This is a genomic window from Sphingobium sp. ZW T5_29 (assembly GCF_044987515.1).
Classification (GTDB): domain Bacteria; phylum Pseudomonadota; class Alphaproteobacteria; order Sphingomonadales; family Sphingomonadaceae; genus Sphingobium.
The window spans coordinates 1-12,162 of the sequence record NZ_JBJDRM010000012.1 but is presented as its reverse complement, the minus strand read 5'-3'; the positions used below and the strand labels follow the sequence as shown (position 1 = coordinate 12,162).

At 65.6% G+C, this 12,162-nt stretch carries 10 protein-coding genes, 1 tRNA gene and 1 rRNA gene; 5 read left to right on the top strand and 7 right to left on the bottom strand.

Features of this window, described 5'->3' with window-relative positions:
* Positions 1-41 precede the first annotated feature (41 nt).
* The gene (locus ACI3KQ_RS11510) at positions 42-575 is read left to right on the top strand and encodes a hypothetical protein (RefSeq protein WP_404957715.1); all 534 of its coding nucleotides are present in this window, start codon (positions 42-44) and stop codon (positions 573-575) included.
* Positions 576-579: 4 nt separating this feature from the next.
* On the opposite strand, the gene ACI3KQ_RS11505 is transcribed toward ACI3KQ_RS11510, so the two are convergent.
* The 5 genes from ACI3KQ_RS11505 to mutY all read right to left on the bottom strand — a co-directional run bounded on the left by ACI3KQ_RS11505 (position 580) and on the right by mutY (position 5,758).
* Positions 580-1,545, bottom strand: coding sequence for an acyltransferase family protein (locus ACI3KQ_RS11505; protein ID WP_404957713.1), 966 nt, complete (start codon positions 1,543-1,545; stop codon positions 580-582).
* A 71-nt stretch (positions 1,546-1,616) separates the two neighbouring features.
* Positions 1,617-2,414 (bottom strand): 3'(2'),5'-bisphosphate nucleotidase CysQ, encoded by a 798-nt coding sequence (locus ACI3KQ_RS11500; RefSeq protein ID WP_404957711.1) that lies wholly within the window; start codon positions 2,412-2,414, stop codon positions 1,617-1,619.
* Entirely contained in the window at positions 2,401-3,738 is a 1,338-nt protein-coding gene (locus tag ACI3KQ_RS11495) for a TldD/PmbA family protein (protein ID WP_404957709.1), read from the bottom strand. Before ACI3KQ_RS11495 ends, ACI3KQ_RS11500 begins: the two co-directional genes overlap by 14 nt.
* Positions 3,739-3,783: 45 nt before the next feature.
* Positions 3,784-4,701, bottom strand: a complete 918-nt coding sequence (gene nudC / locus ACI3KQ_RS11490) for an NAD(+) diphosphatase (protein ID WP_404957708.1) — start codon at positions 4,699-4,701, stop codon at positions 3,784-3,786.
* Entirely contained in the window at positions 4,694-5,758 is a 1,065-nt protein-coding gene (gene mutY, locus ACI3KQ_RS11485; protein WP_404957706.1) for an A/G-specific adenine glycosylase, read from the bottom strand. The genes nudC and mutY overlap by 8 nt, the downstream gene beginning before the upstream one ends.
* A gap of 26 nt (positions 5,759-5,784) precedes the next feature.
* On the opposite strand from mutY, the gene ACI3KQ_RS11480 reads away from it, so the two are divergent.
* The 4 genes from ACI3KQ_RS11480 (at position 5,785) to ACI3KQ_RS11465 (ending at position 11,344) form a co-directional block, all read left to right on the top strand.
* On the top strand, positions 5,785-6,327 hold the full coding sequence (locus ACI3KQ_RS11480) for a DUF721 domain-containing protein (protein ID WP_404957704.1): 543 nt from the start codon (positions 5,785-5,787) through the stop codon (positions 6,325-6,327).
* 47 nt (positions 6,328-6,374) lie between these two features.
* Positions 6,375-7,040, top strand: a complete 666-nt coding sequence (locus ACI3KQ_RS11475; protein WP_404957702.1) for a thioredoxin domain-containing protein — start codon at positions 6,375-6,377, stop codon at positions 7,038-7,040.
* A gap of 45 nt (positions 7,041-7,085) precedes the next feature.
* On the top strand, positions 7,086-7,820 hold the full coding sequence (locus ACI3KQ_RS11470; RefSeq protein ID WP_404957700.1) for a thioredoxin domain-containing protein: 735 nt from the start codon (positions 7,086-7,088) through the stop codon (positions 7,818-7,820).
* Between the two features lie 80 nt (positions 7,821-7,900).
* Positions 7,901-11,344: a chromosome segregation SMC family protein gene (locus ACI3KQ_RS11465; protein WP_404957698.1), complete on the top strand. Its 3,444-nt coding sequence runs from the start codon at positions 7,901-7,903 to the stop codon at positions 11,342-11,344.
* 546 nt (positions 11,345-11,890) lie between these two features.
* Here the strand turns inward: ACI3KQ_RS11465 and ACI3KQ_RS11460 are convergent.
* Positions 11,891-11,967, bottom strand: a tRNA-Met gene (locus tag ACI3KQ_RS11460).
* 85 nt (positions 11,968-12,052) lie between these two features.
* Positions 12,053-12,162 (bottom strand): 5S ribosomal RNA (gene rrf / locus ACI3KQ_RS11455); the annotation flags it as partial.

The following is a 12,162-nucleotide window of genomic DNA, read 5'->3' as shown; positions in this document are numbered from 1 at the left end:
GGCGTTCTTAGATAGCCGCCAGAACAGGGAGGACCCAAGAAATGCAGGAATTCTTCATGAACTACGGCCTTTGGCTGCTGGTCGGGCTGTTGGTCATTATCGCGCTGGTGTTCCTGCTGGCGGGACGCGGGAAAGCCGATGTTCGCGGGGAGGATGCGCAGGTTGCAGCGCTGAAGGCAAGTGCCCCCGACACAGCCCCCGTCCCCACTGCCCCGGTGCGCGCGCCGGTCGCTGAACCAGTTGCCTCTCCGGCTCCAGAGCCAGTGATTGCGGTGGAATCAGTGGTAGCGCCGACCACAATCCCAACCTCTCCGTCGGTCGCCATGCCTGCGGGGGAAGGTGACAATCTGCTGCGGATGAAGGGCGTCGGCCCCAAGCTCAACCAGCAACTGATTGACCTGGGGGTCACGCGCTATGCCCAGATTGCGAATTGGACCGACGCCGACATTGCGGCGATCGATGGGAAGCTCGGCAACTTCAAGGGGCGGCCTGTGCGTGACCAATGGGTCGACCAGGCGAAATATCTGGCGGCGGGCGACCTCGCAGGATTCGAAGCCAAATACGGCAAACTCTGACGGTTCAGGCGTCCGCTGGCTGAAGTTTCGAAAGCTGGCGCGACGCCTTTACGCTGCTCCGTTCCCGAGCGCCCAATAGTAAGGCGAGAAGAGGACTGCGTCCGGTAGCGACGTGCGCCATGGCGAGCAGCAGAATGGCCAGCGCCAACGTCGTCAGGGCGTTGCAGCCTGCAAATATGGCCAGGCTCATGACGAGCGGATGCCATAGATAGAAGAACAGGCTGCCGCGCCCAATCGCCTCAACCGCCGGAAAGCGCCAGTGCCACTCTGTCCAACTGCGCAGGAGGGCAATAAGGCCGATGCACATCAACAGGCGCGCGGGAACATAGGCGAGTTGATCGCCGCTGCCATAAAGCGCCGCCCACCAGACAAGCCCCAGCCCCGCCGCGATCGATGCCATCCAGATATGCTGCCGCGAGAGAGGACGCGCGGCCATCCACATGCCGAAAAAGAAATAGACCGGATAATAGAGGAAACGACTGTCGGGAGCGAACAGCCCCTGCCCGACCGCTGCGTGACCAAGGCCAAATCCGTACATCGCCGCCAGGCTGACGGGGGCGCTGAGCGCGAGAAGTGTGAGCGGGGAAAAGGGCAGGAGTCGTGTTGAAAGAATGAAACAGAATAATGCCGGGATATACCAGAGGTGGAAGACCGGGCGCAGAAACAGGTCGACGGGCGCGGTCCAGGACAGGGGGACATGGCTGACCGTCACATAGATGGACGTCGCGACCGCCCAAGGGAGCAGCATCCGGCGACCGTAGCGAAACAGCAAAGTGCCGGGCGCGTCTTCGCGTGTTCGTGCGACGTTCAGAAGATAACCTGAAATGCCGACCATCAAAGGCATGCGGAAGCCTGACCCGATCCAGAAGGCCGAGTTGCTGACGTGGGTGATCTCCATCACGTGGCCACCCATCACCAGCAGGATGAGCAGCCCTTTCAGCAGATCGATAGAGGGGGTGTTCTTCGCCAAGTCAGATGTCCATGCCTTACGAAGGCGGGACATTAAGGCGAGACGCTTTTGTTTAGGTTAAGACCCGCCCATCAGCCGCGCGCCAGCAGGTCGCGGGCGCGGGGGGCGAGGCGGTCGGCGGCGGCGCGGTGGATGCCGGGGGCCGCGCAGAGAAGGCCAAAGGCGGTGGGCTGTGGACGGTTGAACGACAGCGGGTCGCCCAGAGCATCGGTGACGATCGCGCCCGATTCCTGCGCGATCAGGGCGGCGGCGGCGACGTCCCATTCATTGCCCCAACGCACGGTGGCGACCAGATCCGCCTCGTCCGCGGCGACCATTGCCATGCGCAGGGCAATGCTGTTGGGCTTTTCAACGGTGACAAGGTCGCTGTCGTAGCGGGGCAGATGATCGGCGGGGACGCGAGCGCCGGGCAGGCGGTTGCGCGTCCCGGCGGTGAGCGCCCGCCCATTGCGGCTTGCCCCCTGCCCCGCCTGCGCCAGCCACAGCTGGTTGCGGGCGGGCGCGGCGAGGATGCCGACGCGCACCGCGCCCCGTTCGACCAGCGCCACCGACACGGCCCAGCCGGTGCGACCGCGCAGATAATCGCGGGTGCCATCGATCGGATCGACGACCCACACACGCGACAGGTCAAGCCGGTGCACCGTGTCGGCAGTTTCTTCCGAAAGCCAGCCAGCACCCGGATCAATCGCGCCCAGGCTTCGCCGCAGCATTTCGTCTATTTCCAGGTCCGCTTCACAGACGGGATGGCCGGGCACTTTTTCCCATTGGCGCACGAGCGTCTGCCCGCCCGCCCAGAGCGTCAACGCGCGGTCCGCCGCGTCCGATACCGCGCCGACGATAGCGCGCAGGTCGATGTCAGCCCCCGGCAATGGTCATGCCGTCAACGCGAAGCGTGGGAACATTCATGCCGTGGCGGAATGCAAGGTCGTTCGCGGGCGTCATCGCGCGGAACATGTCCTTCAAATTGCCCGCGATGGTGATTTCCGACACAGGCCGACCGATCACGCCATCTTCGATCAGGAAGCCCACTGCCCCACGGCTATAATCGCCGGTGACGCCGTTGACGCCCATGCCGATCAGGCTGGTGACATAAAGCCCGCGCCTGATGTCCGCCATCAACTGGGTGGGCGAGAGGCTGCCCGGTTCCATATGCACATTGCTGACCCCGGCAGACCCGCCGCCCCGGCTCGCATGGCCGGTCGGTTCAAGGCCCAGTTGGCGCGCCGATGCGCTGTCGAGCAGCCATCCGGTCAGCACGCCCCGTTCGATCAGCGCCGTGCGAGCGACGGGAAGCCCTTCCCCATCAAATGGCCGCGACCGCAAGCCGCGCACCCGCAGCGGATCATCGATGATGGTGACGGCGCTGTCGAACAGCGTCTGGCCCAGCGAATCGAGCAGAAAACTGGACCGCCGCGCGATGGCTGGCCCCACCATGCCACCGATCAGATGGCCGATCAGGCTGGACCCGACGCGAGGATCGAAGATCACGGGCATCACGCTGCTTTCGACCTTGACCGGGTTGAGCGACGCGACCGCCCTTTCCCCGGCCCTGGTGCCGATCGCCACCGCATCTTCCAGATCCTGCAGATAGCGTGCGCCATGGCTGGCATGGTCGCGCTGCATGTCCGCGCCGGTCCCGGCCAGGACGCTGGCCCATGTCGAATGACTGGTGCCCGCATAGGCCCCGGCGAAACCATGGCTGGTGACCAGCGCCATCTGGCTGCGGCCATTGGATGCGCCGCCGCCTTCGCTATTGGTTACGCCGGATACGGCGCGCGCGGCTTCCTCGACAATATGGGCGCGTTCGCGCAGCGCCGCTGGTTCAGGTTCCGATGCGTCGGCCAGGTCAAGGTCGGCAGGCGGTTGCCGCAGCAGGCGATCTTCAGGCGCGAGACCTGCATAGGGGTCTTCCGGCGCCTCGCGCGCCATGGCGATGCAGCGCTCGACCAATGTGCCCAGCGTCTGCGGGTTCATGTCGGAGGCGGAGATGCTGGCCGACCGCTGACCGACGAAGAGGCGAAGGCCGATTTCTTCGCCTTCCGACCGCTCCACATCTTCCAGCGCGCCCAAACGGACCGACACGGTGGTCGATGCATTGCCGGAATAGACCGCATCGGCCGCGTCCGCCCCGGCCCTGCGTGCCGCCGTCACCAGATCCTGCGTGCGCGACTGGGCTTCTTCGAGGCTGAGCATAGCTTTGCGATGATCCTGTTTGGGGCGGGGTGGAGGCTCAGGGCCTTACGCGCTTGGTCCGGGCGGGACAAGCTGTGCGTCGAGCCAGTGTTTCAGAAGATGGTGAGCGACGGCCATGGGCGGGGGCGCAATGAAGGGCGCGGCGGGATCATTGGCAAGCGCCGCGCGCACCCCAGCCGCATCGCACCAGAAGGCATGTTCGATTTCCGTTTCGTCCAGCGTCAGCGCATCATCCTGCGCCTGACCAATGCAGGCGATCATCAGCGACGATGGGAAGGGCCAGGGCTGGCTCATGACATAGCGGACGGAATGGACGGTAACGCCCGCTTCCTCCTTGATCTCACGCGCGACCGCTTCCTCGATCGTCTCGCCCGGTTCGATGAAACCGGCGAGCGCTGAATAAAAGCGATCCGGCCAGCGATGCTGCCGCCCGACCAGCACCCGTCCGTCATGTTCGGCCAGCATGATCGCGACTGGGTCGACGCGCGGGAAATGTTCGGAATTGCAGGCGCCGCAGCGCCTCGCCCAGCCTGCCTTTTCAGGATGAGACGGCGACCCGCAGACAGAGCAGAAGCGATGGCGGGCATGCCAGTGAACCAGACTGCGGGCCGTGCCATATAGCGCGACCTCGTGCGCGGACAGTTGGGTTGCGATGGCGTGGCTGCGTTCGGTGGGGAAAAAGCCGCCTTCCACGTTCGACAGACGGACGAAGATGGGGCGTTGGTCTTCATCGAGGCCCAGCAGCACATGGTCCTGCGCCTTCGCATCCGGCTGCAGCGCTGCCATCGCCAGATGCCCGTCCGCCGTGACCGGGTCCAGCCCGTCGAGCATCACAAGCCGCGCCTGGGGCGATGCAAAGGCCTGCGCGACCAGTTCCGAGCGGGTGCGGATATGATCGGCGCGGTCGATCTGTCCCCCGACGAACCCAAGCTGTTCGCGCAAGGGGCGGCTGTGGTCAGGCATTTAGCTGATTCTCCTTCATCGCGACCTCTGCCGCGCGACGGAACAGGGTTGGAAGTCCTGCCTCCGCAATTTGATCAAGCGGCCACCATTCGCCATCGCCCGGCGGCGTGATGTCCAGCGGCAGATGCGCCACGTGCACGGTCAGGCTGAGCGAAAAATGGGTGAAGACATGGGCCACGGGGTCGGTGATTGTCGTCCATTTCGCGGACAGCGGCGGGGCTGCTTCGGGTGCGGCGTTCCAGTCCGACGACGGCAATGCGCGCATCCCGCCCAGCAGGCCCCTGGCAGGACGGCGGACCAACCAGACATGCCCGTCGGCGCGTTCGATCCACCAGCCATGGCCCAGCCGGTGGGGTCGTGGCTTCTTCGCCAGCCTGACCGGAAAGGCGGCAGGATCGGCAGTGCGGAACGCGGCGCAGTCCGGGCGCAAAGGGCATATACCGCAGGCAGGATTGCGCGGCGTGCATATGGTCGCGCCCAGGTCCATCATCGCCTGCGCAAAGTCGCCTGCGCGGCTGTCGGGCGTTACGCGGTCCGCCGCCGCGCGTATTTCCGGCCGGGCGGCGGGCATCGGCGTTTCGATGGCAAAAAGCCGCGCCACCACCCGTTCGACATTAGCGTCCACCACCACCGCCCGGCGGCCAAAGGCGATCGCAGCGACGGCGGCGGCGGTATAATCGCCGATGCCCGGCAAGGCCCGCAGGCCTGCTTCGGTCGATGGGAAAGCGCCGCCATGCTCCGCCGCCACGACGCGGGCGCAGGCGAGCAGGTTGCGCGCCCGTGCATAATAGCCAAGCCCAGCCCATGCCGCCATCAGGTCGGCATCATCGGCAGTGGCAAGCGCTTCGACCGTTGGCCAGCGTTCGGTGAATTTCCTGAAATAGGGGATGACCGCGGCCACCGTCGTCTGTTGCAGCATGACTTCGGAAAGCCACACGCGATAGGGGTCGGCGGCGTTGCTTCCCGGTGGCGCGCGCCACGGCAGGCGGCGGGCATGAAGGTCATAATGCGCCAGCAGGTCCCCGGCGATTTTTATGTGACGACCCTCGACGCGCATGGCGGCGCTATGCCATTAAGCGAGCGATGACGGAACGCCCCGTAACGCCGAAAATGAAAAACCGCGATGCCAAGGGCAGCGATCGCCCGCGCGTGGGCGGGCCAAGGCAGATTGCCGATTTGATGCCCCAGATCGGCGCCGCCGCTTTCCGCAAGTTCGGTTTCGTCCAGTCCAGCATCGTGACGCGATGGGCCGAAATCGTGGGCGCGCATTATGCCGATATTTCCGCGCCCGAATCGATCCGTTTTCCGGTGGGAAAAAAGGCGGAAGGCACGCTGCAACTGACGGTGATGAGCGGCTATGCCCCGATGATCCAGCATGTGCTGCCCGACATCATCGAACGGGTGAACCGCTTTTTCGGCTATGCCGCCGTGGCCAAGATAGCGATGCGGCAGGGGGAGGTGCGCGCCACGCCCGGCGAGCGCCGCCCGCCGCCCCGCAATTTGAAACCCGTGCCGGTGGAACTGGGCGATTCGCTGCGTGGCATCGGCGACCCCGAACTGCGCGCGGTGCTGGAATCGCTGGCCCAGGGGCTTGTCAATTCCAGCGGCTTGCCCAAGATCACGTAAGCAATGCTTCGGCTTCCATTCAGGACGCGCGCCCTATGAACCGGCATATGAGACAATTTATCCTGCCGCTTGCCCTGGCTGCTATTCCCGCCACGCTGGCCGCAGCGCCGGGCGCGTGGACCAGCCACGTCGCCATGTCGCCGATCGGCGGCCATGTGCTGGGCAATCCGGCAGCGCCGACCAAGCTGGTCGAATATGTCAGCTACACCTGCAACCACTGCGCCCATTTCGTGGCGGAGGCGAGCGGGCCGCTCAAGACCGGCTATGTGCAAGGCGGCAAGGTCAGCGTGGAGGTCCGCAACGCGGTTCGCGACAGATATGACCTGACCGCCGCCCTGCTGGCGCGGTGCGGGGGGCCAAAGCGGTTCTTTGGCAATCATGAGGCCCTGTTCGCCAACCAGAATGCCTGGATGGAAAAGCTGCAGGTCTATGACCGGGACGCCGCCAAGCCGCAGGAGCAGAAGGCGGCGTTGCGCGACATCGGGCAGAAGACCGGGCTGTATGCGCTGATGGCGAAGCGCGGCTTTTCCCCCGCGCAACTCAACGCATGTATCGGCAATGCAGCGTCGATGAAGCAGATATTAGCGATGACCGACGAAGCCTGGAAAAAGGTGAAGATTGGCGGCACGCCCGCCTTCACCATCAACGGGGCACTGGCTGGCGGATCGAGCTGGACGGACTTGCGCGCCGCATTGCCGACCACCGCGCAGTAAACTAAACAAGCCGAACGACACGCCCACAAGCGGAGCCTGAATTACGTGAAAGCCATTGCCGGAATCGCCCTGATCGCCCTTTCCCTGACCCTGGCCGCCTGCGGCAAAACGGACGCGGGCAATTCGACCGCCGCCAGCCCCGTGGACGCCGTTGCGGCCCCCGCCGGCACCAATTGGTCATCGACGGTGACGGCAACGCCGGACGGCAACTTCGTCATGGGCAACCCGCAGGCGAAGGTGAAGCTGCTGGAATTCGCGTCCTACACATGCAGCCACTGCCGCGACTTCGCCGCCGAAGCATCGGACGAAATCCGCAAGATCGTCGACACCGGCAAGATGAGTTATGAACTGCGCAACTTCGTACGCGATCCCATCGACATATCCACGTCTCTGCTGGCGCGGTGCGGCGGCAAGGACCTGTTCTATCCGCTGTCCGATCAGTTTTTCGCCAACCAGAATGCGATGTTCGAAAAGGCGCAAGCTTTGGGTGACGCGCAATATCAGCAGTTGATGAGCGCGCCCCCTGCGCAGCGCTTTGGCCAGCTTGCCGACGCCATCGGCCTCATCGATTTCGCCAAGCAGCGCGGCATCGCCGAAGATCAGGCCAAGCAGTGCCTGGCCGACACCGCCGCCGCCGAAAAGCTGGCGAAGGGCGTCGAAACCGCATCGTCGGAATATAAGATCGAAGGCACGCCGACCTTCATCCTGAACGGCACCGTGCTGGAAAACACCGCAAATTGGGCGACTTTGCAGTCCAAGTTGAAGCAAGCGGGTCTCTGATTGTCATCCGGGGGGCTGACATTCCACTGTTCCTGTTCGGCAGGGCGCGTGGCTGCGCAGCCTTGCCCTGAAGCCGCCCCGTGCAGATAAAGCGGCTCAAACTATCCGGCTTCAAAAGTTTCGTGGACTCCACGGAACTGCGGATCGAGCCGGGGCTGACAGGCATTGTCGGTCCCAATGGCTGTGGCAAGTCCAACCTGCTGGAAGCCATAAGATGGGTGATGGGCGAATCCAGCGCCCGCTCCATGCGCGGCGGCGGCATGGAAGATGTGATCTTCGCGGGCACATCAACCCGGCCGCAGCGCGACTTTGCCGAAGTGTCGCTGCTGACGGTGCAGGAACAGGGCGAACTGTTCAACGCCGTTGAGGTCGGCGATGACGGCGAGCTGGAAGTCACGCGCCGGATCGAGCGCGGCGCAGGCAGCGCCTATCGCGCCAATGGCCGCGATGTCCGGGCCAAGGATGTCACGCTGATCTTCGCCGACGCCGCCACCGGGCCGCACAGCCCGGCGCTGGTCAGCCAGGGGCGGATCGCCGCCGTCATCGCCGCGAGGCCGCAGGAACGGCGCGCCATGCTGGAGGAGGCGGCGGGCATTTCCGGCCTGCACGTTCGCCGCAGGGATGCCGAACAAAAGCTGCGCGCGGCAGAGGCCAATCTGGTCCGGCTGGACGAAATCATGTCCGACATGGAGGCGCGGGCCAGCAGCCTGCGCCGCCAGGCCAAGGCCGCTGAGCGCTATATCCGCTTGTCGGAACAGATACGCAGCGCGGAAGGGCGCGTGCTGTTCGCCCGCTGGCGTGAAGCAGCGGCAAGCGCCGAGGCTGCGCGGACGGAGGCGAAGGAAGCCGAGAACGCCGTCATCGCCGCGCAGGAGACGCAGCGGGCAGCCGCCGTCCACGCCGACGCGGCGGTGGAGGAACTGGCCCGCAGGCGCGCAGCAGCACAGGCCACCCGCGATGAGGCGAATGAGGCAAGGCACAGGCTGGCGGCGCTGCGATCGGAGCGCGACGGCGTGGTCCGGCGGCTGCATGACCTGGCGCAGCAGGCCGACCGGCTGGAAGAGGACCGGCTGCGCGAAGGCGCGCTGGCCAATGACGCGGCGGATGCGATCACGCGCCTGGGCGATGAAGCCCGTAAGCTGAAAGCGCGCATCGCGGAAACCGAAGCAAAGCGCCCCGACTTCGCCGCCCGGATCGCGGGGGCCGAAGATGCAGCGCGCGACGCCGAACTGGAACTGGCCAAGGCGATGGCGCGCCAGGCGGGTGAGCAAGCGGAACTTCGCGTTGCCGAAGCCGCCCTGACCGCGGCCCGCAGCCAGATGGAGCGGGCCGAGCGGGATGCTGCGCGGTTGGAGGCCGAAGCGGCGGCTCTGCCGGACATCGCACCTCTGAAGCAAAAGGGCGCAGAGGCGCTGGCCGAGCAGCAGCGTGCGTCCGCCGATCGCGACGCCGCCGAGGCCGCAATTCAGCGGTCAGACGCAGCGCGCCAGACCGCTGCGGAAAGCCGGGCCAACGCCGAATCCAGACTGGCGTCGGCACGTGCGGCGCTGGCGGCGCTGGACAGTGAGGCGGCGGCGATCCGGCGCGCGGTCGATCTGGGCAGCAGCGCCCATGTGCGGGCGCTGGATCGGCTGAAGGCCAGCCCCGGCTATGAAAGGGCCCTGGCCGCTGCGCTGGGCGACGATCTGGAAGCGGGGATCGGGGACGATGGCGCGCGGCGCTGGGCTGGGTCCGTTGCGTTGGAGGGCGATCCGCCCCTGCCGTCAGGTTGCTCGCCCCTTGCCGATCATGTAACCGCGCCTGCCGAACTGGGCCGCAGGCTGGCGCAGATCGCGGTTGCGGACAGGGATGAAGGGCAACCACTTGCCACGGGCCAGCGGCTGGTGACCAAAGACGGCCAGATGCGCCGGTGGGACGGCTATGTCGCGGTTGAAGGCGGCGCGGCTGCGGCTGAACGGCTGATCCGGCTCAACCGGTTGGAAGCGATCGCAGCGGCTCACCCTGCCGCACAGGCAGAGGTGGAGGCGGCACGCGCCGCGCAAGACGCAGCGGCGACCCGTGAGCGCGAATCGGCGCAGGCGCTGACCGATGGACGCGCCGCGCTGTCGAGCGCGGAGCAACGGCTACGCACCGCTTTGCGCGCAGGCGATGAAGCGACGACCGCGCTGGAACGTTTGTCGGGACGCCGCGAGGCCATTGAAGAAAGGCTTTGCCAGGCTCAGGCCGACCTGAACGCTGCCAGGGTCGAACATGACCGGGCAAAGGCGGCCCGCGCCGTCACGTCCGATGGCGCAGAGACCCGCGCGCTGGTGGCATCGCTGTTGCAGCAGAGTGAAAGGGCGCGGACGTCGGTCGGACAGCTTCAGGCGGATCAGGCGCTGGCCGACCGCGCGCTGGCCGCCGACCGCGAACGCATGGCCGCCGCCGACGCCGAAGCGAAGGGATGGCGGGCGCGGGCGGGGGAAGCCGCCAAGCGGATCGGCGCAATGGTCGATCGTGGCGAAGCCCTGGCGAAGGAACGCGCCGACATCGCCGCTGAACCCGACCGGCTGGCCGCCGCGATTGCCCAGTTGAGCGAGCGGGACAGCGGACTGGCTCAGGCAGCCGAAACAGCGCAGCTTGTGGAAGCGGAGGCGCAGGCCGCCTTGCGCATCGCGGAAGGGCGCGCTGCCGATGCTGCGGAAAAACTTGCCGAGGCGCGTGAACGGCGCGCGACAAGCGTCGCCCGCGCGGAGGCGGCAGACGAAAAGCGGGTCGAAGCCACCCGCATGTCGGGCGAACGATTTGAATGTCCGCCACCGCTGCTGCCAGAAAAGCTGGGCTTTGCGAGCGCTGACGTACGGATAGCCCAGACGGAGCAGGCAGAGCTTGACCGGCTGTCGACGGAGCGCGAGCGCATCGGGCCAGTCAATCTGGTGGCGGCGCAGGAACTGGATGAACTGGAGTCGACGCAGGCCAAGAGCCGCGCCGAAAGCGAGGAGTTGACGCAGGCGATCAACCGGCTGCGCGGGTCGATCGGCAGCCTCAATCGCGAAGGTCGGCAACGGCTGCTTGCCGCCTTCGAAGCGGTGGATGGGCATTTCCGTCGGCTGTTCACCACCCTGTTCAATGGTGGGCAGGCGCATTTGGAACTGATCGACAGCGACGATCCGTTAGAGGCGGGGCTGGAAATCATGGCGCAGCCGCCGGGCAAGAAACTTGCCGCGCTGACGCTGCTGTCAGGCGGGGAGCAGGCGCTGACGGCGGTCGCGCTGATCTTTGGCCTGTTCCTGACCAACCCGGCACCGATTTGCGTGCTGGATGAAGTGGACGCGCCGCTGGACGACGCCAATGTCGAGCGTTTCTGCGATCTGCTGGACGCGATGGTGGAGCAGACGGACACGCGCTACCTGATCGTCAGCCACAATGCGGTCACCATGGCGCGGATGCACCGGCTGTTCGGCGTGACGATGGTGGAACGCGGAGTCAGTCGGCTGGTGTCGGTGAACCTGAACGGAGCAGAGGCGCTGCTGGCGGCGGAGTGAACCGAGCATGCCCTAGGCCTGGACAGGTGCCCGGCTCAGATAAGGGGAGCGGCGCCTGATCACGGATTGCGGTAGAGCATCGTGCGCAAAAAGTGGGAACGCGCTTAAAAAGGATGCGATAACAAAAAACTGGAGCACGCGACCTGCGTCCGATTAAACGCAGCGCGCTCTAGCCACGGCCATTCACTCGACAGAAGCGGGCAGATGGCGTCAGTACGCAGTTGAGCAGCAGCTTCCGGGCAGGAAGAGAAGTCTTATCAAATGCAGCGCACCTTGCGCGGTTAACCGTTGGCTCGAAGATTCTACCTGCGCGGCGGTGGGGCAGGCGGGCCGCCTGGAACCGGGCAGTATTGCCAGCATCTGCGGCATTGGACTGCGTCATGGGGCGGTAGCGGTAGCGGTATCGGTTCGGTGGCCTTTGGGTTGTGGTGGGTTGTTTTGGCAGTTGGAGGTTGCGGGAGCCGCTGCGATCAGTGTGCGTGGGTGAGGCCGGAGACGCACGAAAGCCCCAGCGTTTGAGCGCTGGGGCTTTTGTTGTGGGAATGTTGGTTGCGGGAGCAGGATTTGAACCTGCGACCTTCAGGTTATGAGCCTGACGAGCTACCGGGCTGCTCCATCCCGCGCCACCAAAGGCAAAAGGGCGGCTTTATGGGCCGCCCTTTTGTGAACATGTGATTGGGTTTTATTTCCTAAAGCGCAAGCTTCAATGCCTGGCGACGCCCTACTCTTCCGGGGCTTGAGCCACAGTACCATCGGCGCAGTCTGGTTTCACGGCCGAGTTCGGGATGGGATCGGGTGGGTCACAGACGCTATGGTCA

Coding starts and splice junctions, on each gene's coding strand:
- ACI3KQ_RS11495 (WP_404957709.1), bottom strand. CDS start 3,738: ATGCTCAGCCTCGAAGAAGCCCAGTCGCGCACGCAGGATCTGGTGACG.
- mutY (WP_404957706.1), bottom strand. CDS start 5,758: ATGCGCGTCGAGGGTCGTCACATAAAAATCGCCGGGGACCTGCTGGCG.
- nudC (WP_404957708.1), bottom strand. CDS start 4,701: ATGCCTGACCACAGCCGCCCCTTGCGCGAACAGCTTGGGTTCGTCGGG.
- ACI3KQ_RS11480 (WP_404957704.1), top strand. CDS start 5,785: ATGACGGAACGCCCCGTAACGCCGAAAATGAAAAACCGCGATGCCAAG.
- ACI3KQ_RS11510 (WP_404957715.1), top strand. CDS start 42: ATGCAGGAATTCTTCATGAACTACGGCCTTTGGCTGCTGGTCGGGCTG.
- ACI3KQ_RS11475 (WP_404957702.1), top strand. CDS start 6,375: ATGAGACAATTTATCCTGCCGCTTGCCCTGGCTGCTATTCCCGCCACG.